The 24,321-nt window shown below is 72.8% G+C and carries 22 protein-coding genes; 16 read left to right on the top strand and 6 right to left on the bottom strand.

The features are described from left to right. Nucleotides 1–19: 19 nt before the first annotated feature. Both FHX45_RS23155 and FHX45_RS23150 read right to left on the bottom strand, forming a co-directional pair. Complete coding sequence (locus FHX45_RS23155; RefSeq protein WP_341771578.1) at nucleotides 20–1,513, bottom strand: CYTH and CHAD domain-containing protein; 1,494 nt, start codon at nucleotides 1,511–1,513, stop codon at nucleotides 20–22. A gap of 17 nt (nucleotides 1,514–1,530) precedes the next feature. Beyond that, nucleotides 1,531–2,070, bottom strand: coding sequence for an NADAR family protein (locus FHX45_RS23150; protein WP_167105799.1), 540 nt, complete (start codon nucleotides 2,068–2,070; stop codon nucleotides 1,531–1,533). A gap of 118 nt (nucleotides 2,071–2,188) precedes the next feature. Between FHX45_RS23150 and FHX45_RS23145 the strand changes: the two genes are divergently transcribed. After that, nucleotides 2,189–2,551, top strand: a complete 363-nt coding sequence (locus tag FHX45_RS23145; protein WP_167105796.1) for a hypothetical protein — start codon at nucleotides 2,189–2,191, stop codon at nucleotides 2,549–2,551. A 166-nt stretch (nucleotides 2,552–2,717) separates the two neighbouring features. After that, nucleotides 2,718–3,692 carry an acetylxylan esterase gene (locus FHX45_RS23140; RefSeq protein WP_341771577.1) on the top strand — a complete coding sequence of 325 codons (975 nt, stop codon included), beginning with the start codon at nucleotides 2,718–2,720 and terminating at the stop codon, nucleotides 3,690–3,692. A 44-nt stretch (nucleotides 3,693–3,736) separates the two neighbouring features. On the opposite strand, the gene FHX45_RS23135 is transcribed toward FHX45_RS23140, so the two are convergent. Continuing rightward, nucleotides 3,737–4,447 carry an FCD domain-containing protein gene (locus tag FHX45_RS23135; RefSeq protein ID WP_167105790.1) on the bottom strand — a complete coding sequence of 237 codons (711 nt, stop codon included), beginning with the start codon at nucleotides 4,445–4,447 and terminating at the stop codon, nucleotides 3,737–3,739. A 159-nt stretch (nucleotides 4,448–4,606) separates the two neighbouring features. On the opposite strand from FHX45_RS23135, the gene FHX45_RS23130 reads away from it, so the two are divergent. Genes FHX45_RS23130 through FHX45_RS23100 form a run of 7 tightly spaced genes read left to right on the top strand, consistent with a single transcriptional unit; the run spans nucleotide 4,607 to nucleotide 14,892 of the window. Continuing rightward, the gene (locus FHX45_RS23130; RefSeq protein WP_167105787.1) at nucleotides 4,607–6,208 is read left to right on the top strand and encodes an ABC transporter substrate-binding protein; all 1,602 of its coding nucleotides are present in this window, start codon (nucleotides 4,607–4,609) and stop codon (nucleotides 6,206–6,208) included. Between the two features lie 15 nt (nucleotides 6,209–6,223). Further along, nucleotides 6,224–7,183: an ABC transporter permease gene (locus FHX45_RS23125; RefSeq protein WP_167105784.1), complete on the top strand. Its 960-nt coding sequence runs from the start codon at nucleotides 6,224–6,226 to the stop codon at nucleotides 7,181–7,183. Then, nucleotides 7,183–9,159, top strand: a complete 1,977-nt coding sequence (locus tag FHX45_RS23120; protein ID WP_167109354.1) for a dipeptide/oligopeptide/nickel ABC transporter permease/ATP-binding protein — start codon at nucleotides 7,183–7,185, stop codon at nucleotides 9,157–9,159. The genes FHX45_RS23125 and FHX45_RS23120 overlap by 1 nt, the downstream gene beginning before the upstream one ends. Beyond that, the gene (locus FHX45_RS23115) at nucleotides 9,156–10,124 is read left to right on the top strand and encodes an oligopeptide/dipeptide ABC transporter ATP-binding protein (RefSeq protein WP_167105781.1); all 969 of its coding nucleotides are present in this window, start codon (nucleotides 9,156–9,158) and stop codon (nucleotides 10,122–10,124) included. The genes FHX45_RS23120 and FHX45_RS23115 overlap by 4 nt, the downstream gene beginning before the upstream one ends. Then, nucleotides 10,121–11,044 carry a dihydrodipicolinate synthase family protein gene (locus tag FHX45_RS23110; RefSeq protein WP_167105778.1) on the top strand — a complete coding sequence of 308 codons (924 nt, stop codon included), beginning with the start codon at nucleotides 10,121–10,123 and terminating at the stop codon, nucleotides 11,042–11,044. Before FHX45_RS23115 ends, FHX45_RS23110 begins: the two co-directional genes overlap by 4 nt. After that, on the top strand, nucleotides 11,041–13,017 hold the full coding sequence (locus tag FHX45_RS23105; RefSeq protein ID WP_167105775.1) for a beta-galactosidase: 1,977 nt from the start codon (nucleotides 11,041–11,043) through the stop codon (nucleotides 13,015–13,017). The genes FHX45_RS23110 and FHX45_RS23105 overlap by 4 nt, the downstream gene beginning before the upstream one ends. Nucleotides 13,018–13,032: 15 nt before the next feature. Then, the gene (locus FHX45_RS23100) at nucleotides 13,033–14,892 is read left to right on the top strand and encodes a sialidase family protein (protein ID WP_167105772.1); all 1,860 of its coding nucleotides are present in this window, start codon (nucleotides 13,033–13,035) and stop codon (nucleotides 14,890–14,892) included. Between the two features lie 99 nt (nucleotides 14,893–14,991). Here FHX45_RS23100 and FHX45_RS23095 read toward each other — a convergent pair whose 3' ends face one another. The 3 genes from FHX45_RS23095 to FHX45_RS23085 are packed head-to-tail and all read right to left on the bottom strand — an operon-like array spanning nucleotide 14,992 to nucleotide 18,881. Next, entirely contained in the window at nucleotides 14,992–16,575 is a 1,584-nt protein-coding gene (locus FHX45_RS23095) for an alpha-amylase family glycosyl hydrolase (RefSeq protein WP_167105769.1), read from the bottom strand. A gap of 42 nt (nucleotides 16,576–16,617) precedes the next feature. Next, the gene (locus FHX45_RS23090) at nucleotides 16,618–17,469 is read right to left on the bottom strand and encodes an ROK family protein (protein ID WP_167105766.1); all 852 of its coding nucleotides are present in this window, start codon (nucleotides 17,467–17,469) and stop codon (nucleotides 16,618–16,620) included. Further along, on the bottom strand, nucleotides 17,466–18,881 hold the full coding sequence (locus tag FHX45_RS23085; RefSeq protein ID WP_167105763.1) for an aminotransferase-like domain-containing protein: 1,416 nt from the start codon (nucleotides 18,879–18,881) through the stop codon (nucleotides 17,466–17,468). Before FHX45_RS23085 ends, FHX45_RS23090 begins: the two co-directional genes overlap by 4 nt. 110 nt (nucleotides 18,882–18,991) lie before the next feature. Between FHX45_RS23085 and FHX45_RS23080 the strand changes: the two genes are divergently transcribed. From FHX45_RS23080 to FHX45_RS23050, 7 genes are all read left to right on the top strand, one after another. After that, a complete protein-coding gene (locus FHX45_RS23080) occupies nucleotides 18,992–19,876 on the top strand; it encodes an NADP-dependent phosphogluconate dehydrogenase (protein ID WP_167105760.1) in 885 nt (294 codons plus the stop codon). Continuing rightward, complete coding sequence (locus tag FHX45_RS23075; protein WP_167105757.1) at nucleotides 19,869–20,399, top strand: SIS domain-containing protein; 531 nt, start codon at nucleotides 19,869–19,871, stop codon at nucleotides 20,397–20,399. Before FHX45_RS23080 ends, FHX45_RS23075 begins: the two co-directional genes overlap by 8 nt. Continuing rightward, the gene (locus FHX45_RS23070; protein WP_167105754.1) at nucleotides 20,396–21,151 is read left to right on the top strand and encodes a phosphoenolpyruvate hydrolase family protein; all 756 of its coding nucleotides are present in this window, start codon (nucleotides 20,396–20,398) and stop codon (nucleotides 21,149–21,151) included. The genes FHX45_RS23075 and FHX45_RS23070 overlap by 4 nt, the downstream gene beginning before the upstream one ends. Further along, the gene (locus FHX45_RS23065; protein WP_167105750.1) at nucleotides 21,136–22,068 is read left to right on the top strand and encodes a shikimate dehydrogenase family protein; all 933 of its coding nucleotides are present in this window, start codon (nucleotides 21,136–21,138) and stop codon (nucleotides 22,066–22,068) included. Before FHX45_RS23070 ends, FHX45_RS23065 begins: the two co-directional genes overlap by 16 nt. Further along, entirely contained in the window at nucleotides 22,065–23,201 is a 1,137-nt protein-coding gene (locus FHX45_RS23060) for an alpha/beta fold hydrolase (protein WP_167105747.1), read from the top strand. Before FHX45_RS23065 ends, FHX45_RS23060 begins: the two co-directional genes overlap by 4 nt. A gap of 122 nt (nucleotides 23,202–23,323) precedes the next feature. Then, on the top strand, nucleotides 23,324–23,677 hold the full coding sequence (locus tag FHX45_RS23055) for an ArsR/SmtB family transcription factor (protein WP_341771576.1): 354 nt from the start codon (nucleotides 23,324–23,326) through the stop codon (nucleotides 23,675–23,677). Then, nucleotides 23,678–24,298 carry a pyridoxamine 5'-phosphate oxidase family protein gene (locus FHX45_RS23050; RefSeq protein ID WP_167105741.1) on the top strand — a complete coding sequence of 207 codons (621 nt, stop codon included), beginning with the start codon at nucleotides 23,678–23,680 and terminating at the stop codon, nucleotides 24,296–24,298. Nucleotides 24,299–24,321 lie beyond the last annotated feature (23 nt).

Below are 24,321 nucleotides of genomic sequence, written 5' to 3'. Positions count from 1 at the left end.
CCTGGTCCGCTGGCGCCGCTCACGGCGCGGCCGGCCGCTCCCGTCGCTCGAAGTCCGCGCGCAGCGCGGTGCAGCGGGCCCGCAACCGTTCGTGCATGCGGCCGAACAGGAACGCGTCGTTCACCGACTCCCACGGCCCGTCCCGCAGCAGCCGCGCCGCGCCCGCCAGATCGTGGTACTCGCCCAGCTCACGTTGCACCGACTTGACCGCCCGCCGCCACTTTCGCACCCGGTTGCCCAGCAGTGGCCGGGCCGCGTCCGCCATGTAGTGCGCCGCCTTCGCCTTCTTGCGCACCTCGTGCAGGGCGGTGTCCGGGTCGGGCGCCTCCCGGGCCGCGGCGACCGCCGCCGCCAGCCGCTCGTCGGCCTCGCGGAGGGCCGTGCGCAGCTCGCGCCGGCCGGACTCGGCCGACACCGTCAGCGGCGGGTCCGCCACCCACTCGTCGAGTGCGCCGAGCAGCCGCGCGTACCGTTCGGTGTGCAGCCGCGCGAGCAGCGTCTCCCGGTCGCGCGCGGCCACCTCGTCCAAACAGGACAGCAGGGTGCGGCGGGCGTGCTCGGTCTCCGGGCCGCGCGGGAACTCCGCCAGCGCGTCCAGCAGGATTTCGCGCCGCACCTCGCCGTCCCGCGCCGGGGACAGCACCTGCCCGGCCCACTTCAGCTCACCCGCCAGCCACCGTGCCCGCTCCCGCACGAAGAGGCGCCGGTAGCCGCGCAGGGCGCTGCGCAACCGCCGCATCACGACCCGCAACTGGTGCACCGCGTCCGGGTCCCCGCGCCGGACACCCGCGTCGTGCGCCCGCAGGGCGTCGACCTGGTCGCGCAGGTAGGACATCACGGTTTCGCCGGCGTTGCCGTGCTCGGCACCGGCGGCCAGTTCGGCCGCGAGCAGCCGGCGCAGCTTGGACGGCCAGTGCGCCGGCCGGACCCCGCCGGCGAGCAGGGCCGCGGTCAGGGTGTCGAGCAGCTCGGGGTCCCCGGCGTCCAGCTCGACCTCGAGTTCGCGCCAGCTGTCCAGGTGGGCCTGATCCCCGGCGCGCGCACCACGCACGTGGTCGTCGGTCAGCAGCGCCAGGCGGCGGCCGTCGTCGTCGGTGAGCTCGTGGGTGAACCGGTCGACCCGCAGGTGCGCCACCTCCACGAGGTCCGCGCCACCCGTCCACTCGCGCGCGGCCTCGGCGAGCTCGTGCGGCACGCGGTCACCGAGGGGCAGCTGGGTCTCCTCACGCGCACCGGCGGCGCCGGGCCGCTTGAGGTGCCAGCCCTCGTCGTCCCCGCCGGTGCGGCGCCGCAGCGTCACGCCGGCCCGGGCCAGCCGCAGGTCCGGGGTGTCGTAGTAGATGGTGTCGAGGTGGGACTCGCGGGCGTCGGCCTGCGCCGCCACCGGCCCCACCCCGGTCAGCCGGGGCACCGGCCGCCCGTCGTCGAAGTCGAACTTCCGCTCCCGCTCGATCACCGTCGTCGCGCGCATGTCCCGGAATGCCCGCGCAGCTGCCGGGAGAAACGCGGGCACGGCGGCACCCCGGGGGCTCAGCCGGCGAGCGTCGCGCGCGCCTCCATCAGCGCGAACCCCAGCAGGTTGAGCCCGGGCCACCGCGCCGGGTCGCTCGCGCGCGGGTCATCGGCGGCCACGCCGATCCCCCACACGGCGTCGACCGGGCTGGCCTCGACCAGCACCCGCTCCCCGGTGCCGAGCAGGAACCGGCGCAGCCGCGGGTCCTGCCCGAACTTCGCGACCGACGCGGCGACCACGATGCCGTACCGGCACTCCACCCACCGGTCCTCGTCGAACCCGGCCACCCGGCGGCCCAGCTCCTTGGCCGTCGCCGGGTCCGGGGCACGCAGGATCTCCCCGGCGGTAGGGCGGTCACCGAACAACATCGCCTTGCGCCACATCAAGTAGTGCTCCGCCGTGGCGAACTCCCGGCCGTCCGCCGTGAACCGCGCGGGCCACCACTGGCTCAGGCACCCCCGCCCCACACCGCCGTCCCGTTCCGGGCGGTGTCCCCAGAAGAACAGGAAGGTGATCGGTTCACCCCGGCGCACGCGCTCGGTCAGCTCCACCAGCATGCGTCGCAGTATGACCGGTCGCCGGGTCGCGGTGCACCGGAATTCCACGGCGGCGGGCAACCGCGTGATCACTCTCCGCGTAAGGAGAGGTGTACGACCTCAACTGGGAGGAATGGTCATGCACCTCAAGGGAATCGTCCTGGCGGCCGCGACCGGGGCACTCGGGCTGTCGTTGTTCGCCGCACCGTCCGCGAGCGCCACCGCGCACCGGTACTGCGTGCCGGAACCGGGCAGCACCGGCTCGTGCGGGTGGATCAACGTCGAGCCCGACTTCGTGCACGCGGGTCAGGTGGTGGACGTGGAAGCGAACTGCGTCAACGCCTCCGGGGCGCCGGAATCGGTCGCACTGGAGAACGTCGTACCCTCCGGGGTGCCGACGCACTGGAACGCCACCGTCCCGGCAGGCACCGCCCCGGGCACCTACTACGCCTGGATCATCTGCCCCGAGAACGCCTACGCCTCGGCGTTCTCCGTCGAGTGAGGACGTTCCGCAGCGGCCGACGGTGACCGCTCGGTGGTACACACACAGTGGACGCAGTGGACACAGTGGACACAGTGGACGCTGCGTCGTCGCGCGGATGGAGCACTGACTTCCGCGGGGTTCCGGCATTAGTCTCGGCCGGGACCCCGCGAAAGTGAGGATGACGGTGACCACCACCTACGATCTCCCCCTGTCCGAGTTGTCGGAATACCGCCCAGCACTGGAGGAGCCGCCGGACCTGGACGCGTTCTGGGCCGCCGCGTTGTCCGAGGCGGCGGCGTTCGACCTGGACCCGGTGTTCCGTCCGCACGAGACGCTGCTGCGCACGGTGGAGGTGTTCGACACCTCGTTCACCGGCGCGCACGGCCAGCGGATCTCGGCGTGGCTGGTGCTGCCCCGGCAGCGGCCGGAGAAGCTGCCGTGCGTGGTGCAGTACCTCGGGTACAACCTGGGCCGCGGGCTGCCGCACGACGTCCTCACCTGGTCGGCGTTCGGCTACGCCCACCTCGTGGTGGACACGCGTGGTCAGGGCGGGAAAACGCTGCCCGGCGCCACCGCCGACACGATGCCCGGCCCGCCGGGGCCCCACGTGCCCGGGTTCATGACGCTGGGCATCCTGGACCCGGCGCAGTACTTCTACCGGCGGGTGTACGTGGACGCGGTGCGCGCGGTGGCCGCGGCGCGGGCGCACCCGGCCGTGGACGCGGACCGGATCGTGGTGGCCGGCGGCAGCCAGGGCGGCGGCATCACGCTCGCCGCGGCCGCGCTGGCGCCGGACATCGCCGCGGCGATGCCGGATGTGCCGTTCCTGTGCCACTTCCGGCGCGGCGCGGAGATCGCGTCCGACGGTCCCTACCTGGAGCTGGTGACGTGGCTGGCCGCGCACCGCCGGCGGTCGGCGGAGGTGTTCGCCACGTTGCGGTACTTCGACGCTGCGGTGCTGGCCCCGCGGGCGTCGGCGCCGGCGTTGTTCAGCGTGGCGCTGCGGGATCCGGTGTGCCCGCCGTCCACGGTGTTCGCGGCCTTCAACCGCTACGGCGGTCCCGGGGAGATCCGGGTCTGGGAGTGGAACGAGCACGAGGGCGGGCAGGGCGCGCAGGTCGCCGAGCAGGCCGCCTGGCTCGCCAAGATCCTGGCGTGATCCGGTGGCGCGTGCCCGGCGGCAGCACGGCCGGGCACGCACCGTCAGCAGGGCGTCGCCGCGCCCAGCCCGCCGTACGCACCGGCCTTCGCCCGCTTGCGGACCTCGTCGAAATGCCGGTGCACGGCTTCCTCCGCGGCGTCCGGATCGGCCGAGACCAGCGCATCGACGATCGCCTGGTGCCGCTTCGCCGTGGTCACCGCCGATCCCGCCGGACCGCCCAGCTCGGTCTCCGCCGCCTGGTAGACGTCCCAGAACAACCGCGTCAGCTCGCGCGCCAGGTCGAACCCCGCCTCGGCGCAGATCAGGTCGTGGAACTCGCGGTCGGCGGTCGCGCTGTCCGGGCCCTTCCGGCGCATCCGGGCCACGCGTTCCTCCAGGTCGGCGATCAGCTCGGGCCGGTGCCGCCGGGCCACGCGCCGCGTCAGCTCGGTCTCCAGCATCTCCCGCACCTCCAGCAGGTCCCGCAGCCGGCCGGTCGTCCCGGCCCCGGGTGTCCGGGTGCGGAACAACAGCCAGGTGCGCAGCGCCTCGGACCCGGCCGAGCCGACGAACGTGCCGTACCCGTGCCGGACCTCGACGATCCCGAGCGCCCGCAGCGCCCGGATCGCCTCGCGGATCGAGTTGCGGCTCACCCCGATGTCGGCCATCAGGTCCAGCTCCGTGGGCATCGGCGACCCGGGCGGAAGATCCCGCTCGATGATCAGATCGATGATCCGTTTGCTGATTTCGTCGCCGAGCTGAGGGCGTGCCACGTTCAACTCCCCGCCTGCTGACCGCCGAATTTCCGGACATCCTACGTCAGACCCTTGACCACCGGGCACGCCGCTGTTTACAGTCACCCGAACGCAGGACGTCCTACGTCCTACTTCCCCGCTGAGGCTTGATCAACGAAGCACAAGTCAGGAGACGTCATGTCGCACAGCTTGTCCGGGCTCAGCCGCCGTAGTTTCCTGCGGTACACCGGGCTGGCCGGCACGGCCGCGGCCTTCTCGGTCACCCTGGGTGCCTGTGGCGGACCTTCCTCCACCAACTCCACGGGCAACTCGACCGGCACGCTCACCGCGGTCATCGGCTACGGCAACAACCAGACCTGGGACCCGCTGCAGACCGCCTCCGCGTTCTCCATGGCCGCGAACCTGCACTGCTACGAGTCGCTCGTCGAGGGCGACCCGATCACGCGCGACCCGTTCCCCGCGCTCGCCAAGGCCCTGCCCGCGGACCTGTCCGGGACCAGCCTGAAGTTCGAGCTGCGCGACGGCGCGAAGTGGCACGACGGAACTCCGGTGACCGCCGACGACGTCGTGTTCACCTACGCGCGCGTGCTCGACCCGAAGGAGAAGGTGCTGGTGCACAGCTTCTTCGCGGACTGGCTCGCCGAGGTGCGCAAGACCGGCGAGAACTCCGTGGAGTTCGTGCTCAAGCACCCCTTCCCGTACGCGCTGCAGCGCATCCAGACCGCGAAGATCTGCCCCAAGCACGTCTTCGACGGCAAATGGAGCGACGCCGCCGCGGGCAAGGTCGTCGGCTCCGGGCCGTACAAGGTCGTCGAGCAGGCCCCGTTGTCCTACACGCGCTTCGAGAAGTTCGCCGACTACAACGGCCCGCGCCCGGCCGCCTACCAGTCGATGCTGTGGAAGTCGATCGTGGACGCGGCACCACGCGTGGCCGCCATCTCGGGCAGCAACCCGGAGGCGCAGATCGTCGACAACATCCCGCCGGCCAACGCCGATCAGCTGCGCAAGGCCGGCCGCACCGTCGAGTTCGCCGACGGCGGCAACAACCTGTTCCTGATGTTCAACACCACCCACGCGCCGTTCACGGACAAGCGCGTGCGGCAGGCCCTGCACTACGCCATCGACAAGCAGAAGATGATCCAGATCGGGCTGCAGGGCGCGGGCACCGCCGCCACCTCGTTCATCAACCCGAAGCTGCCTGCCTCGCAACCCGCGGCCAACGACTTCACCTACAACCCGGCCAAGGCCAAGGAACTGCTGCAGCAGGCCGGCATCACCAACCTCGCGGTCACGCTGTCCACCACCAACACCTCGCTCGTCGCCGACTGCGTCAAGGTCATCAAGGAGGGCTGGGACGCGATCGGCGTGACCACCACACTCGACTCGCAGGACACCAAGGCGCTGTTCTCCAAACTGGACAGCGGCAAGGACTTCGAAGTGGTCGCCACCACGAACAACCCGCTGCAGTTCGGCAACGACCCGGACCTGCTCACGCGCTACTACTACGACACCACCTCGGTGCTGATGACCACCTACGCGCGCTGGACCGGGCCGGAGTCGCAGGCGCTGCTGCAACTGCAGAACCAGGCGGCCTCGGAAACCGACGAGACCCGCCGCAGGCAGCTCACCAAGCAGCTGCTCGACATGATCTCCGACCACGCGGTCATCTACCCCGTGGTGTTCACCCAGCTCGGCACCGCGTGGGACGCGCGGAAGATCAACGGCGTCCGCGCGCAGGGTTACCCGGGCATCTACCTCAACCAGGCCAAGCCGGCCTGATCCGCGGGAGCCGCCATGGTCGTCGTCCTCCGGATGCTGCTCGCGCGCATCCTCGCCCTGATCCCGCTGCTGCTCGGCGTGATCCTGTTCGTGTTCGTGGTCATGCAGTTCTCCCCCGTCGACCCGGCGCTGGCCGCGTTCGATGGGGCGAACGCCACCCAGGAGCAGCTCGACCAGTTCCGCCGGGACAACGGTCTGCTGGACCCGCTGCCGCTGCGGTACGTGCACTTCGTGTGGCACCTGGTGCAAGGTGACTTCGGCACGAGCGTGATCACCCGGGAACCGGTGGGACACACCATCGCCACCGCGCTGCCGCTGACGGTGCAGCTGACCCTGCTGGGCCTGCTGATCGCGGTCGTCGCCGGCCTCGTGCTCGGCGTGACGTCGGCGCTGTTCCGCGACCGCTGGCCGGACCAGCTGATCCGGATCGTCACGCTGGCCGGCGTCGCCGCGCCCGCGTTCTGGATCGCGGTGCTGCTCGTGCAGTGGCTCGCGGTGGGCAAGGGACTGTTCCCCACCAGCGGGTACGTCAGCCCGGCCGACTCGTTCGGCGGCTGGCTGAACTCGCTGACCCTGCCGGCGGTGTCGCTGGCGCTGCCGGTGGCCGCGCAGCTGACCCGGATCATCCGCACCTCGATGGTGGAGGAACTGGACAAGGACTACGTCCGCACCGCGCGCGGCGGCGGGTTGCCACCGGTGGTGGTCGTCGGCCGGAACGTGCTCCGCAACGCGTTGATCAACCCCCTCACCGTGCTCGGCCTGCGGGTCGGCTACCTGCTGGGCGGCGCCGTCGTGATCGAGACGATGTTCGCGCTGCCCGGGATGGGACAGAACATGATCCGAGCCGTCACCGACGGCGACACCGCGAAGGTCCAGGGCTTCGTGATCACGATCGCCGTCGGGTTCGTCCTGGTCAACCTGATCGTCGACGTGCTGTACCTGATCGTGAACCCGCGCCTGCGGAGCCGGTCGTGATGCGGCAGCTGTACCGGCCCGGGCTCACGAAAAGGCTGTCCCGGCCGGGTATCCGCTTCCGGCGGATCGGCACCGCGTCCTGGGTCGCGGTCGTGCTGCTGGTCCTGCTCGCGCTGGTCGCCCTCGTCGGGCCGCTGCTGGTCAAGGACCCGTACGCGCTGGGCACCGAGGTCACCGGGCCGAACGCCGCGCACTGGTTCGGCACCGACCAGTCCGGTCGCGACATCCTCTCCCGCGTGGTGCACGGCACCCGCTGGTCGCTCGCGATCGGCCTGGGGGCCGCCGTGCTCGCGCTGCTCGCCGGCGCGCTGATCGGCGCGCTCGCCGCCACCTCGGGGCGCGCGGTCGACGCGGTGATCATGCGCGTGCTGGACGTGCTGATGGCCTTCCCCGGCATCGCGCTCGCCGCGGTGTTCGTGGCGGTGTTCGGCCGCGGCATCGAGGTGCTGATCTTCGCGATCGCGTTCGTCAACGTGCCGCCGGTGGCGCGGGTGGTCCGGGCCAACGTGCTCGCGCAGTACGGCGAGGACTACGTGGCGGCCGAGCACATCATCGGCGCCCGGCGGTTCTTCATCCTGGTGCGGCACGTCGCGGTGAACTGTGCCGCGCCGATCCTGGTGTACTGCACGGTGATGGTGGCCGACGCCATCGTGTTCGAGGCGTCGCTGTCGTTCATCGGCGCGGGCATCCAGCCGCCCGACCCGTCCTGGGGCTCGGTGCTGTCCGACGGCAAGGACATGGTGCTGACCGGCGGCTGGTGGGCCACCCTGTTCCCCGGCCTGATGATCCTGATCACCGTGCTGGCGCTGAACGTGCTGTCGGAAGGGATTTCCGACGCGTGGGCCGCGCCGTCGGCCCGCACCGCCCGTGCCGCGGAGGTCGCCAAGGCGGTCGTCGCCGAGGAGGCGGCCGGGAACGTCGCGCCGGTGCTGCCGATCGGCGGTCTGCGTGAGGTCGGCGAGCGGCTGTCCCGCCGGTCCCGCACCCTGACCGACCGCGAACCACTGCTGTCGGTGGAGGGGCTGACGATCTCGTTCCCGGAGCGGCACAACGGCGTCAACGTGGTCGACGACGTGTCGTTCACCGTGCGGCCGGGCGAGGTGCTGGGCCTGATCGGCGAGTCCGGCTGCGGCAAGTCGCTGACCGCGCTGTCGGTCGTCGGCCTGCAACCGCGGACCGCGCAGCTGTCCGGCCGGCTGATGTTCGACGGGCACGACCTGCTGACGATGAAGCCGTCCGCGCGGCGCCGCCACCTCGGGCACGACATCGCGATGATCTACCAGGACGCGCTCAGCTCGCTGAACCCGGCGATGACGATCCACGCGCAGCTCAAGCAGTTCACCCGGCGCGGCGGCACGCGCAGCCCGCGCGAACTCGTCGAGCTCGTGAACCTCGACCCGGACCGGACGTTGCGGGCGTATCCGCACGAGCTGTCCGGCGGGCAGCGTCAGCGGGTGCTGATCGCGATGGCGCTGTCCCGCAGTCCCAAGCTGATCGTGGCCGACGAGCCGACCACCGCGCTCGACGTGACGGTCCAGGCGCAGGTCATCGCGCTGCTGCTGCGCCTGCAGGAGGAACTCGGGTTCGCGCTCGTGCTGGTGTCGCACGACCTGGCCCTGGTGTCCGACGTCGCCGACCGCGTGGTGGTCATGTACGGCGGGCAGGTCGCCGAAGCCGGGACGACCGCGCAGATCGTCGGCGCGCCGCGGCACCACTACACGCGCGGCCTGCTCAGCGCGGTGCTGTCGCTGGAGGAGAACGACGCCCGGCTCACCCAGATCAAGGGTGTGGTCCCGCCGCCCGCCGAGTTCGCCCCGGGCTGCCGGTTCTCCGACCGCTGCCCCGCGGCGCGGGCGCACTGCCGGGTCGAGCCGCCGGTGGTGGCCGGTGACGGCATGCACCACCTGGTCGCCTGCCACCACCCCGCCGAACCGATCGCCGCACCGGAGGTCCTGGTGAAGGGAGCCCCGGCATGAGCCTGCTGGAACTCGACGGCGTGCACGTCGTGCACAAGATCCGCTCGTCCGGGCTGCTCGGGCACGACTCCGTGCACGCGCTGACCGACGCGTCGCTGACCGTCCGCCCCGGCGAGACGATCGGCGTGGTCGGCGAGTCCGGCTGCGGCAAGACGACACTGGCGAAGGTCGTGGTCGGACTGCAGAAGCCCACCCGGGGTGTCGTGCGGTTCCGCGGGAAACCGTTGTGGGAGCGCGGCTCCGTGCGGCGCGACTTCGGCCGGGACATCGGGATGATCTTCCAGGACCCGTCCACCGCGCTGAACCGGCGCATGTCCATCGCCCGCATCGTGCGTGATCCGCTGGACGTGCACCGGGTCGGCACCCCGGCCGAGCGCGCCGAACGGGTGCGCGAGCTGATGGAGCTGGTCGGCCTGCCGCCCAGCGTCGCGGACGCGGTACCCGGCCAGCTCTCCGGCGGGCAGCGGCAGCGGGTGGCGATCGCGCGGGCGCTGGCGCTGGAGCCGTCCCTGCTGGTCGCCGACGAACCGACCTCCGCGCTGGACGTCTCGGTGCGTGCCCAGATCCTCAACCTGCTGCTCGACCTGCGTGAGCGGCTGAACCTGGGGATGATCTTCGTCTCGCACGACATCCAGACCGTGCGGAAGATGAGCGACCGCATCGTCACGATGTACCTCGGCCGCATCGTCGAGGACGCACCGGCGGCGGCCATCCCGGGCGAGGCGCGGCACCCGTACACGCGGGCGTTGTTCTCGGCGACGCCGAGCCTGCTCAACCCGATCGAACCGATAGTGCTGACCGGGCCGGTGCCGTCCGCGGTCAACCCGCCCAGCGGCTGCCCGTTCCGCACCCGGTGTCCGAAAGCGACGGACGAGTGCGCCGAGGCGGTGCCACCGGCGTCGGAGGCCGGCGCCGGGCACACCTACCACTGCATCCACCCAGAACTCGAAGTGAGTGTTCGATGACTCGATTCACCGGCATCATCCCCCCGCTGTGCACCCCGTTCCGGGACGACTTCACGATCGACGTCGACTCGCTGCGGCGGCACCTGGACGTCCAGCTGGACGCGGGTGTGCACGGGGTGTTCGTGCTCGGTTCGTCCAGCGAGGTGGCTTTCCTGCCGGACCGGCAGCGCCGGGTGGTGATCGAGACGACGGTGGAGCACGTCGGCGGCCGGGTCCCGGTGCTGGCCGGCTGCATCGACATGACGACACTGCGGGTGGCCGAGCACGTCCGCGTCGCCGAGGAGGCCGGTGCGGACGCACTGGTCATCACCGCGCCGTACTACACGCGTACGCACGTCGCGGAGATCGAGCAGCACTTCCGGCTGCTGCACACGCGGGCCACGCTGCCGATCTTCGCCTACGACATCCCGATGGCGGTGCACACCAAGCTGGACCGGGAAATGGTGCTGCGCCTGGCCGCGGACGGCGTGCTCGCCGGCATCAAGGACTCCAGCGGCGACGAGGCCGGGTTCGGCGCGCTCGTGCTGGGACGGCGGGAGCGCGGGCTGTCCGATTTCGCCGTGTTCACCGGGTCGGAACTGGTCGTGGACCTGGCGCTGCAGATGGGCGCCGACGGCGCGGTGCCCGGACTGGCCAATGTGGACCCGCGCGGGTACGTGTCCATCTGGGACAGTGTGCGCGCGGGAGAGCTGGCCGCGGCCCGGCGGGAGCAGGAACGGCTCCTGCGGCTGTTCGACATCACGTGCGCCGCGCCGCCGGAGCGGATGGGGCGCGGCTCGGCCGGGCTGGGCGCGTTCAAGGCGGCGATGAAGATGCGCGGGTTCATCGACAACCCGGTGATGGCGCCCCCGCAGCTCCCGCTCAACGACGAGGAACTGCTGCGGATCAAGGGCACGCTCACCGAGGCGGGCCTGCTGTGATCTCCTACGGCGCCGACTACAACCCGGAGCACTGGGCGCCCGAGGTCTGGGACGAGGACGTCAAGCTGATGACCGAGGCCGGCGTCACGCTGGTGACGCTGGGCGTGTTCTCCTGGGCGAAGGTGGAGCCGCGGCCGGGCGAGTACGACTTCGGCTGGGTCGACGCGGTGATGGACAAGCTCGCCGACGCCGGCATCGGCGTGGCACTGGCGACCATGACCGCGTCCCCGCCGCCGTGGCTGACCCACCGCCACCCCGAGGTGCTGCCGGTCCGCGAGGACGGCACGCGGCTGTCGGCCGGGTCGCGCCAGCAGTTCTGCCCGTCCAGCCCGGTGTTCCGCGAGCACGCGGCCCGCCTGGTGGAGCAGCTCGCCACCCGGTACGGCGACCACCCGGCGCTGAAGATCTGGCACGTCGGCAACGAGTACGGCTGCCACATCCGGGCGTGCTACTGCGACGTCTCCGCCGCCGACTTCCGGTCCTGGCTGCGTGCGCGTTACGGCGACCTGGACGCGCTGAACGCCGCGTGGTCCACCACGTTCTGGTCGCAGGGCTACTCGGACTGGGCGGAGATCCAGCCGCCGCGGGTCGCGCCGTCGTTCCGCAACCCGGCCCAGCAGCTGGACTACCAGCGGTTCTCCTCCGACGCGTCGCTGGGCTGCTACCGCACCGAGGCGGAGGTCCTGCGCCGGGTGACCCCGCACGTGCCGCTCACCACCAACTTCGTCGGCCTGGTGCAGAAGGCGCTGGACTGGCACGCGTGGGAACCGCACGAGGACGTCGTGTCGCTGGACTCCTACCCCGAGCCCTACGACCCGCGCGGCCACGTGGAGGCCGCGTTCGGCTACGACCTGGTGCGGTCGCTGAAGGACGGCCGGCCGTGGATGCTGCTGGAGCACGCGCCGAGCGCGGTCAACTGGCGCACGCACAACGGCGCGAAGCCGCCGGGCGTGATGCGCCAGGGCGTGCTGCAGGCCGTGGCGCGCGGCGCGGACGCGGCGATGTTCTTCCAGTGGCGGCAGAGCCGCGGCGGGGCGGAGAAGTTCCACTCGGCGATGGTGCCGCACGCCGGTGCGGACACCCGGGTGTTCGCCGAGGCCCGCGCGCTGGGGCAGGACCTCGCGGCGCTCGCCGACGTGGCCGGCACGCGGGTGCGGTCGGACGTGGCGTTCCTGCACGACTGGGACAGCTGGTGGGCGCTGGAGCTGGACGCGCACCCCTCGGCCGACGTCACCCAGCTCGACGCGCACCTCGCGCACTACGCGCCGTTCTTCGACTCCGGTATCACCTGCGACGTGGTGCGGCCGGCCCGTGATCTGTCGGCCTACCGGCTGGTCGTGGTGCCGAACCTGTACCTGCTCGAGGACGAGGTCGCCGAGGGCCTGCGCCGCTACGTCGAGGGCGGCGGGCACCTGCTGGTGTCGTTCTTCTCCGGCATCGTCGACGCCTGCGATCGCGCCCACCTGGGCGGATACCCGGTGGCTCCGTTGCGCGAGGCGCTCGGTGTGCGGGTGGAGGAGTTCTGGCCGCTCGCCCCGGGCACGAGCGTTCCGCTGACCTCGGGCGCCACCGGCACCGTGTGGTCGGAGGCGATGTCGACGGAGGGCGCGGCGGTCGTCGAGTCGTTCACCGGCGGTGACCTGACCGGTTCGCCCGCGATCACCCGGCACGGCTACGGCGCCGGAGTCGCCTGGTACCTCGGCACCCGGCCCGATCCGGACGGGATGCGGCGCCTGATCGACCGGATCGCCGCCGAGGCGGGCGTGGCGCCGGTGCTGCCCGGGCTGCCGCCCGGCGTGCAGGCCGTGCGCCGGGCCGCGCCGGACCGGGAGTTCCTGTTCCTGCTGAACCACAACACCGAAGAGGTCCGGATCGGCCTGCCGGAACCGGCACCCGACCTGCTCACCGGCTCGGCGCCCGCGGCCCGGCACACGCTGCCGCCGCGCGGGGTCGCGGTTTTGCGCATCCACTGACCGAAGGGAAGGCAGATGAGATCGTCCGCAGTGTGGCGCGCGGTCCCGCTCGTGGTAGCGGTGCTGCTCGCCGGCCTGCTCGGGGGCACCCCCGCCTCCGCCGACACCGCCAGACCCGGGTTCGACCAGCAGGCGCTGTTCAACCCCAAGCAGGAGCAGGGGTACGCCTGCTTCCGCATCCCCGCCATCGTCAAGAGCACCCACGACACCCTCCTGGCCTTCGCCGAGGGCCGGGTGCACGACTGCGGCGACGCCGGTGACATCGACCTCGTCCTCAAGCGTTCCACCGACGGCGGCAAGACCTGGTCGCCACTGAGCGTCGTCAACCCCGGCGACGGCGACACGCACGGCAACCCGGTGCCGATCGTCGACCAGACCACCGGCCGCATCGTCCTGATCACCACCTACAACGCCGGCCGCACCGACGGCAAGGGCTGCGCGGTGCCCTGCGCCCGCACCCCGCACGTGCAATACAGCGACGACGACGGGCTGACCTGGTCGGCGCCGGCCGACATCAGCGCACAGGCGACCCGGCCGGAGTGGAACGGGTGGTACGCCTCCGGCCCGGTGCACGGCATCCAGCTCACCAAGGGCCCGCACCGCGGGCGCCTCGTGTTCGGGGTGAACGCGGAAACCGCGCTGGGCACCGATTCCGTGGTCAACTACGGCGCGCTCGTCTACAGCGACGACCACGGCCAGACCTGGCACATCGGCGCGGTGGACAGCTACCCGTTCCAGGCGAAGGGACCGTTCCCGCAGAAGCCGTCCGAGATCAGCGTCGTGGAGCTGGCCGACGGGTCGGTCTACGCCGGTGGCCGCGAGCAGAGCGGCACCGACATCGGCAACCGCGACTTCGCGATCAGCCGGGACGGCGGGGAGACGTTCAGCCAGCCGTTCCGCACGATCCCCGACCTGGTGACGCCGATGGTGCAGGGTTCGCTGCTGCGCCTGGACCGGCCGGGACCGGATCGCATCCTGTTCGCCTCGCCCTCGGACACCGACCGGCGCCGGTGGATGATGATCCGCTCGTCCTACGACGGCGGCCGGAGCTGGGAGGACGCCGAGCAGGGCACCCGGGTCACCGACGACTGGTCCGGCTACTCGGACCTGGTGCAGATCACCGGCCGGCACGCGGCGACCACCGAGATCGGGCTGATGTACGAGGGTGGTCCGGTGGACGCCCGGGACGAGATCCGCTTCGCGCGCTTCGACGAGGACGTGCTCGGCTGGCGCAACTCCCCCGGCCCGGCGACCCGTGACGTGTCGGGTCAGCGGTCCAACGCGTACCTGATCGGCGACCCGGCCACGGTGCCCGGCCGCTACGGCAGCGCGCTGGAGCTGGACGGCGTGGACGACTTCGTCCGCGTGCCCTACGACAGCTCGCAGCTGGTCGGGGACGGCGACTTCACCTGGACCGGCTGGGTGAACTACGGCGCGTCGACCAGCAACCAGGTGTTCTTCTGGATGGGCGGCATGGGCTCGACCGCGCCGCAGATCTGGCTGCGCGGCGAACCGGCCGCGAACCGCCTGATCGCCTCGATGACCACTCCGTCGGGCACGAAGCAGATCAGCTCCACGGGTGCCTACGCCGATCAGCAGTGGCACCACGTGGCGTTGCAGCGCACCGGCGGGCAGCTGCTGCTGTGGGTCGACGGCGCGCAGGTGGCGGCCGGACCGGCGGCCGCCGGTTCGGTGACGCAGACGGTGTCGTTCCAGTTCTGGCTGGGCCGCCGCCTCGACGGCGCCTTCGGGCTGGCCGGCGGCCTGGACGAGGTCCGGCTCTACCGCCGCGCCCTGTCACCGTCCGAATTGGACAGCATCCGCACGGCGAACGCCCCGGTGCGGGACTCGCTCGTGCTGCGGCTGCCGTTCTGATCCCCGGTGGCCCGGCCCCCCACGGGCCGGGCCACCGCTCCGGGCACCGTGTTGGCCGGGCGCGCCGTCGCGGCGTTCACGCACCGGTGCGGCGACGCATCACACCACAGCCGGCGAGGACTCCTGCCGCACCATCACCGCCTGCCCGGGCGCCAGTTCGGCGGGCACCCGGTCCGCCTCGGGGTCGTCGGTGTCGAACTCGCACCGCCAGCGGCCGGGCCCCGGGTCGAACGGGTGCGGCGCCTCGGACAGGTTGGCGGCGACCACGACCGAGCCGGTGCGGTAGCCGAGCACGTCCCCGCTGTCCTCGAGCCACAGCGGTGCGGTGCGGGCGCACGCGGTGCGGGCACGGGCGGCGATCAGCCTGCGGTGGATCGACAACGGGGAGAACGGGTCGTCCTGCTGCACCGCCACGGTGTCCGACGGGCGGCGGTTCCCGAAGGGCAGCCACGCCGTCGGCGCGGTGGTGAAGCCCAGGCCCGGCCCCGGCTCCCAGGGCATCGGGGTGCGGGCGCCGTCGCGTGACTGGCTGCCGCCGTCGGCCGCGGCGAGCGGGTCCTGGGCGTGTCCGGGTGGGATGGTCCCGTCGGGCAGGCCCAGTTCCTCCCCGTTGTAGAGGAACGGGATGCCCGGCAGCCCCATCAGCAGGGTGGCCACGGCGATGGCGCGCCGGGCGCTGCCGTAGCGGGTGACGGCGCGCTTGCGGTCGTGGCTGCTCTGCACCCAGGCGAGGGTGGGCGCGGCGGCGGCCGCGGCCCGCAGCATGGTGGCCACCCGCTCGGGCGCCCAGCCGGACTCGACCAGTCCGAACCAGAACGTGGAGTGCAGGCCGTCCGCCTGCACGTAGGTGGCGAGCCGGGCGGGGTCGAGGATGTACACCTCGCCGATCAGCACCGCGTGGTAGAAGTCGGCGATCGCGCGCCAGCGGCGGTGGATGTCCATCGCCGAGGGCTGTTCGATGTCGTACCGGTGATCCTGCCGCAGCCACTCGGCCGCCACCCCGCCCTGCACCGGCACGTCCTCCGCCGCCAGCCACGGGTTGTCCGGGAGGCCGGGGTGCTTGGTGAGGTAGTGCGCGGTGTCGATGCGGAAGCCGTCGAGGCCGCGGTCGAACCAGAAGCGCAGGATGTCGTCGACCTCGTCGGCGATCTCCGGGTTCTGCCAGTTGAGGTCCGGCTGGTCGGGGGTGAACAGGTGGAGGTAGTACTGGCCGGTGTGCTCGTCGAGCGTCCACGCCGGACCGCCGAAGTGCGAGAGCCAGTTGTTCGGCGGGCCACCGTCCGGCGCGGGGTCGCGCCAGATGTAGCGGTCCCGCATCGGGTCGGTGCGGGACCGGCGCGCGCTGCGGAACCACGGGTGCTCGCTGCTGGTGTGGTTCACCACGAGGTCGGCGACGACCCGGATGCCCCGCTCGTGCGCGGCGCACAGCAGCTTGTCCACATCGTCCAGTGTGCCGTAGCGCGGGTCGACCCCACGGTAGTCGGCGACGTCGTACCCGTGGTCCCGCATCGGTGAGGGGTGGAACGGGCTGATCCACAGCAACGTGACGCCGAGGTCGTGGAGGTGGCCCAGACGGCTGATCAGACCGGGCAGGTCGCCCCAGCCGTCGCCGTCGCTGTCCTGAAAGGACGGCAGGTACACCTGGTAACCGATGGCGTCCTGCCACCATGGACGATCGCGCATGGCACCAGGAAACCTCGCCGCGGCGGGGGTTTCCAGAACCAATCAGCAAGGATTGGCCGCCAGTGCCGCGCCGAGGACCCCGGCGTCGTCGCCGAGCTGCGCCGGGAGCACCGCACCGGTGTGCCACCGCAGGGTGCGCGCGGCGGCGAGGTAGGCGTCCCGGATCGGGCCGGAGCGGGCGATGAGGCCGCCGCCGAGCACGACGGTGTGCGGCGCGAGCACGGCGCAGAGGCTGTCCAGCCCGCGGGCGAACTGCCGGGCGTGCTGCTCCAGGGCGGCCACCGCGCGTGGTTGTCCGGCCACGACAGCGGCGGCGAGTCGCGCGGCACCGGGTGTTCCGTCCCCGGCCGTGCCCAGCGCGGCGCCGGTCCGGTTCAGCGCGACGCCGCCCGCGAGCTGTTCCCAGCACCCGCTGTTGCCGCACCGGCACGGCGGTCCCCCGGCCTCCAGCACCAGGTGACCGACCTCGCCGGCGTGCCCGGCGCCCTCGTGCAGCCGCCCGCCGGTCACCACCGCCCCGCCCAGCCCGGTGCCCACGGTCACCAGCAGGACCGTGGCCGCACCGGTGCCCGCGCCGAGGCGGGCCTCGGCCAGTCCGGCGGCGCGGGCGTCGTTGAGCACGGTCACCGGACGGCCCAGCTCCGCCGCGAAGTCCACACCGGACAGCCCGAGGTTCGCCGACCAGGTCAGCACGCCGTCCCGGACGGTACCGGCGACCGCCAGGCCCACCGCGGACACCTCGGGGTGGGCCGCCACGACGGACCGGAGCGCGTCCAGCCGGGCGGTGGGATCGGGTGGCAGCGCCTGCCGGGTCACGCCGCTGAGCTGGCCCGCCCGGTCCACCAGCCCGGCCCGGAGGTGGGTCGCGCCGAGGTCGACGCCCAGGGTGATCACAGCAGCACCGGCTGGTCGTCGCCGCTGTGCCGGTACCGCGCCCACGCGGCGGCCAGCCGGTGGACGCCTTCGTCGAACACCTCCGGTGGCCGCGCGTACACGACGCGGACGTGGTCGTCGGACAGCCCGCGCGGGGACAGCACGCCGCCGGGTACCACCGCCACCCCGAACCGGGTGGCCACCTCGCTGAACGCGGTCGCCGTCCCGGCGGGCAGTTGCAGCCACAGGCTCAGCCCGCCCTCGGGCGGTGTCCACCGGAACTCGGGCAGCGACGCGGTCAGGGTGGCGGCGGCGTGCGCGAGCCGGTCGCGGAGCTCGGCGACGCGCTCGGCCCGCACCTCGTCCTCGGCGCCGAGCAACCGGGTGGCCAGCACCTGGTCGAGCACCGGGGTGCCGAGGTCGGCGCGTGCCTTGGCGCGCGCGAGCGCGGCCACCAGCGGTGCCGGTCCGCGCACCCAGCCGAGCCGCAGCCCGCCCCAGTGCAGCTTGCTGAGCGAGCCGACGGTCAGCAGGTTGTCCGACTCCGCGTACGCGGCCAGTGGCGGCGGCGCCTGTTCGAACACCAGCCCGGCCTGGCTGACGTCGTCCACCACCAGGGTGTCCCGCTCGGCGAGCGCGGTGGCCAGCCGCCGGCGGTCGCCGACGCGGAGGACCCGGCCGAGCGGGCCGAGCGTCGGCACGAGGTACACCAGGCCGGGGCGGATCCGGTCGACGAGCGCGGGCAGCTCGTCGCCCCCGGCGGTCACCGGCGGGGCACCCCGCAGCGGCACGGACAGCCCGTGCAGCACGTCGAGGATGCCCGGGCTGGTCGGCGCCTCCACGATCGCCGGTTCCCGGTCCGGCAGCGCGTGCGCGGCCAGCAGCGACAGGCCCTGCTGGTCGCCGGTGGTGACGAGGACCTGGTCGGCGGCCGTGGGCAGGCCCTGCGTGGTCAGCCGGTCGGCCAGCGCGGCGCGCAGCGCGGGCAGCCCGGCCGGGTGGTAGCCGGGGGTGTCGAGTGCGACCGCGGTGTCCGGATCGGCCACGCCGAGCGCGGCGACCGCGTCGCGCAGGCGGCGGTGCGCGGGCAGTGCGGCGGTGGCGAGATCGACGAGTGCCGCCGGGTTCCGCAGGGCCGCGACCGGCAGCGATTCGCGCGGGGCTTCGCCATTCCCGGTCCGCTGCCCTCCGGTGACCCAGGATCCGCTGCCCTGCCGGGTTTCCAGGATCCCGGCCTCGCGGAGGCGGGCGTAGGCGTGCATCACCGTGCTGCGGCCGATCGCCAGCCGTTTGGCCAGCGACCGCTCCGGTGGCAGCACGGTGCCGGGCGGGATGTCGCCGCGCTCGATGGCCGCGGTGAGGGCCGTGGACAACCGGGCGTACAGCGGCCCGGACCGCGCGGACCAGTCGGCGAGCGCGTCCTGGATGTGCATGGCGATTCCAACCAATCGGACCTTGATTGGTCCTATGAGAGCCGAGGTAGACAAGCCATATTGGCATCAAGGATGTATCCGATGTCAATCCATTGACGGAAGGTCGAGGAATGCAACTCGGATTGGTTGGCCTGGGGAAGATGGGCGGCCCCATGGCCCGCCGCATCAGCGAGGCCGGGCACGAGGTGGTCGGCGCCGACTCGTCCGCGGACGCGGTCGAGCGGGCCCGCGCGGCGGGCATCGGCGCCACCGGTTCACTGGCCGATCTCGTGGCGGCACTGGCGCCGCCCCGCGCGGTGTGGGTGATGGTGCCGCCGCCTCTGACCGGTGGGGTGCTCGACGAGCTCGCCGGGCTCCTCGACGAGGGTGATCTCGTCGTCGACGGCGGCAACAGCGACTGGCGGGAGGCGGCCGGGCGGGCCGAGCGGCTGGCCGGGTCCGGTGTCCGGTTCCTCGACGTCGGGGTCAGCGGGGGCCAGTGGGGCTGGCGGCACGGGTACGGGCTGACGGTCGGGGGCGCGGCGGAGGACGCCGAGCGCATCGAGCCGGTGCTGACGGCCCTGGCAGCGCCGGGCGCGGTCGCCGTGGTCGGGCCCACGGGTTCCGGCCACTTCGTCAAGGCCGTGCACAACGCCGTCGAGTACGGCCTGATGCAGGCGTACGCGGAGGGTTTCGCGCTGCTGTCCGCGCGCGACGGGCTCGACCCGCTCACGGCGCTGCGCGTGTGGCAGGCGGGCTGCTCGGCCCGGTCGTTCCTGCTGGAGCAGACCGTCGACGCGCTCGCCGCCGACCCCGCGCTCACCGGTGTCGGCTCGGCCGTCGCCGATTCCGGCATGGGCCGCTGGACGGCGGAGGAAGCCGTCCGGCGGGGCATCGCCACGCCCGTGCTCACCGCGGCGTTGCAGGCCAGGTTCACCAGCCGGGACGACGACCGGGCTGCCAGCCGGCTGCTCGTCGCCGCGCGGGCGCAGATCGGGGGGCACGCGCATGCCTGACGTGCTGGACCGGGCACGGGTGGTGCTCACGGAGGTTCACGACGCGGTGACCGCTGTGGACCCGGCCGCGGCGACGGCTCTCGGCGCGGCCATCGCCTCGGCGCGGACGGTGTTCTTCGACGCGCGGGGCCGGTCGGGGCTGGTGGCACGCGCCCTGGCCATGCGGTGGATGCACCTCGGGTTGCGGGTCCACGTGGCCGGCGAGACCACCTCACCCGCCATCGTGGCCGATGACCTGCTGGTCTGCCTGTCCGCGAGCGGCCGCACCGCCGGCCCGCTCGCGAACGCCCGGGTCGCCCGCGCCCGCGGCGCGCGGGTGGCCGTGCTGACCGCCGCGCCGGACTCCCCGCTCGCCGCGGAGGCCGACCTCGTCGTGGTCGTCCCGGCCACGGGCCGTCAGCACGGCGGCTCGCTGTTCGAGCAGGCGTGCCTGCTGCTCGGCGACACCCTGTGCGGGGCCTTCCAGGAGGACCACGCGATCCCGGACGCGGCGCTCGACGAGCGCCACGCGAACCTGCTGTGAAGGCGCTGCTCGCCGCGGCCGCCGGGGACGGGGACACCGCGAGGCGCCTGGTCCGCGCGGGGGTGGACGTGATCGTCGCCTACCACTCCAGCGTGCTGCGCCGCCGCGGTCTCCCGTCGGTGGCCGGGTTGCTGCCCTGGGCCAGTGCCAACGAGCTGACCCTCGGGATCGCCCCGGAGGTGGTGGCCGCGGCCGGTGGACGCCCGGTGCTGGCGACGGTGTGCGCGAACGACGCCCTGCGCCCGCCCGATCAGGTGCTGGACGAACTGGCCGGGCACGGGGTGGCGGGTGTCCTGAATGCGCCGACAACCGCGCTGCTGTCCGGGCCGGTGCGGGACGCGCTGGAGGACGCCGGGCTCGGCTACCGGCGTGAGGTCGAGCTGATGGCGCTGGCGCGCGACCGCGGGCTGCTGGCGTGGGGGTACGCGTGCACACCCGAGCAGGCGGCGGCGCTGGTGGCACACGGCGCCGACGCGGTCGTGGCCCACCTGGGGATCACCCGCCCGGGTGCGCCGACCGCCGAGCACACCGCCGCTCTCGCCGCGATGGCGCAGGCGGCCGGCACCGTGCCGCTGCTGGCACACGGGGGTCCGCTGACCGATCCTGCCGCGTTCCCGCGAACCGGGCAGGATGGGGTCCGCTTCGGATTTTTCGGGGCCTCGGTGTTCGAACGAGCCGAGGACCTGGACAGCGCGGTGACCGCGTGGCGGCGGGCCGTGGAGCAGAACGGGGAGACATGCCGGACCACGTGATCACGGTCGAGGACGTCGAGACCTGGACCGGCCCGCCGTTGGTCCTGTTCGCCGGCATCAGCACCGCGGGATCGCTGGCGCACGTCGTGTTCGACGGCTGGGCCGGTGCGCTGGGCCGGTCGTGGGTGCTGCGCGGGATCGACCTGCCACCGGACAGCCCGCCGCCGGTCTACCGGCGGCTGCTCGCCGCGATGCGCCGCAACCCGTTGGTCCAGGGCGCGGTGGTGACCGCGCACAAGCTGCGGCTGTACCGGGCGTGCGCGGCGGAACTGTCCGAACGCGACCGGCTGGTCGAGCTGACCGGCGAGATCAACACGCTCGCCACCGGCGACCGGGTGGCCGCCTACGCCAACGACGCCCGCTCGCTGACCGCGATCCTGGGCTCGCCCGCGGGTGGCCGGATCGTGTGCCTCGGCGCGGGCGGCGCGGCGACCGCCCTGCTGCTGGCGATGCACCTGGACGTCGAGACGGGCGTGCCGCGTCCGGATCCGCCGGAGCGGCTGGTGTTCGCCGACATCGATCCGGCGGCGCTCGACGCGCTGCGGCGGGTCGCCGAGCGGATCGGCGCGCAGCCGGAGCTGGTGCACCTGTCCGGGCCGGCCGATCACCTCGTCCCGGACGCGACGCTCGTGGTCAACGCCACCGGGCTGGGCAAGGACCGGCCCGGCAGTCCGGTCACCGGCCATGCCCCGTGGACCCCCGGCACGGTGGCGTGGGACCTGAACTACCGGGGGGACCTGACGTTCCTGCACCAGGCGGCGACCCAGGGACTGTCCACACGGGACGGCTGGGACTACTTCGTCGCCGGGTGGGCGGGTGCGCTCACCGCGATCGCCGGTGAGCCGTTCACCCCGCGCACCCTGTCCGCACTGGCGGCCGCCGCCGCACCACACCGACCGAGGAGGACCGGCACGTGATCCCGTTCCAGATCGACATCCCGGAGGAGGAGCTGACCGACCTGCGGGACCGGCTCCTGCGCACCAGGTGGCCCGACGAGGAACCGGTCGCCGACTGGTCGCAGGGCGTGCCGCTGGCCTACCTGCGCGAGCTGTGCCAGTACTGGGCCACCGAGTACGACTGGCGGGCGACCGAGCGGCGCCTGAACGCGCTGCCCCAGTACCGCACCGAGATCGACGGCGTCGGAATCCACTTCCTGCACGTCCGCTCCCCGCACGAGCACGCGCTGCCGTTGATCCTCACCCACGGCTGGCCCGGATCGGTGCTGGAGTTCGAAAAGGCCATCCCGCTGCTGACCGAACCGGACGATCCGGCCGACGCCTTCCACGTGGTGGTCCCGTCGCTGCCGGGCTACGGGTTCAGCGACCGGCCGGCCACACCGGGCTGGGGCGTGCAGCGGATCGCCGCCGCGTGGCGCGAGCTGATGGCCCGCCTCGGGTACGAGCGGTACGGCGCCCAGGGCAGCGACTGGGGCACCAGCGTCACCACGAGCATGGGGCAGCAGGACCGCGGCGAGCTGGCGGGTATCCACGTGATGCCGCCGATCGCGGCGCCGGACCCGGCCACCTTCGACGACCTCACCCCGGCCGAGGAGGCGGCACTGGCGGACCTGCGCCACGCGGCCGCGCACGAGACCGGGTACTCGGAGGAGATGACCACCAAGCCGCAGACGGTGGGTTACGCGCTGACCGACTCCCCTGCCGGCCTGTGCGCGTGGATCGTGGAGAAGTTCGCGTCCTGGACCGACAGTGGCGGACGGCCCGAGAAGGTGCTGACCCGCGACGAGATGCTCGACGACATCACGCTGTACTGGCTGACCCGCACGGCCGCCTCGTCGGCCCGCCTGTACTGGGAGAGCTTCCGGCAGGTCGGCGAGTGGTTCAACACCGCGACCGACGACACGGTCCCGGTGCCCACCGGCTGCACGGTGTTCCCGAAGGAGATGCCGCGCCCGTCGCGTCGCTGGGCGGCCCAGCGCTACACCGACATCCGGCACTGGAGCGAACCCGACCGCGGCGGCCACTTCGCGGCCTGGGAGCAACCCGGCCTGTTCGCCGAGGAAGTGCGCGCGTTCTTCCGCACGGTGCGCTGATCACCTCGTTGCTCGTGCCGGGGGGTGTCCGGCACGAGCAACGAGGGCTCCGCGTGACCCGCCGCTAGTTCGATGGATATCGTAGGATTCAACAGTCATCGAACTCGGGGGTGAGGATGCGCGTGTCGGAAACCGTCCGGCTGCCACAACCGGACCTGGCCCGCGTCGACATCGGGACGGTGCTGCACGCCCTGGCCGACCCGGTGCGATTGCGCATCGTGCGGATGCTGACCGAGGCGGGCGAGGCGGCCTGCGGCGCGCTCGACCTCCCGGTCAAGCCGTCCACGGTCACGCACCACATGCGCACGCTGCGGGAAAGCGGCCTGGTCGAGATGGAACTGCGCGGCAATTCGCGCATCAGCAAGGTGCGCCGGGAGGAGCTCGACCGGCGCTTCCCGGGGCTGCTCGCCGCCATCCTCGGCGCCCGGCCCGCGGTCGCGGACGAGCCGGTGGACCCCGAGGGGGCGGGACAGTAGATGAGCCGCTACGCGCACCTGGCGTACACCGAGAGCGTGCGCCGGGAACAGGAGCAGAACGGCAGCGCCGCGGCGGCCGGCCGCGCACTCACCGGGGGCGAGACACCGGATCCGCTGGGCCCGCACGAGGCGGCGTTCATCGCGGCCCGGGACGGGTTCTACCTCGCCAGCGTCAGCGAGACCGGCTGGCCGTACGTGCAGCACCGCGGCGGCCCGCCGGGCTTCGTGCACGTGCTGGACGAGCGGACACTGGGGTTCGCCGACGTCCGCGGCAACCGGCAGTACATCACCACCGGCAACGTCCGCGCCGGCGGCCGGGTGGCGCTGTTCTTCATGGACTACCCGCACCAGGCGCGCCTGAAGATCTTCGGACTCGCCCGGGCCGTCCCCCTCGACGAGGATCCCGGGCTGACGCGAACGCTGACCGAGACGCGCACGGACGGGCGGGTGGAACGCCTGATGGTCATCCGCGTCGAGGGCTTCAACTGGAACTGCCACCAGCACATCACCCCGCGCTACTCCGAGGCCGAGCTCGCCGAGGCACTCGCGCCCGTGCGGGCACGGATCGCCGAACTGGAGGAACAGAACAAGGCGCTGCGCGCGCTGCTCGGGGAGCGGTGATCGGACCCTCTTGACGCAAAACG

This window comes from Amycolatopsis granulosa, assembly GCF_011758745.1.
In the GTDB taxonomy this organism is placed as follows: domain Bacteria; phylum Actinomycetota; class Actinomycetes; order Mycobacteriales; family Pseudonocardiaceae; genus Amycolatopsis_E; species Amycolatopsis_E granulosa.
This window is presented reverse-complemented; position numbering and strand designations above follow the sequence as displayed.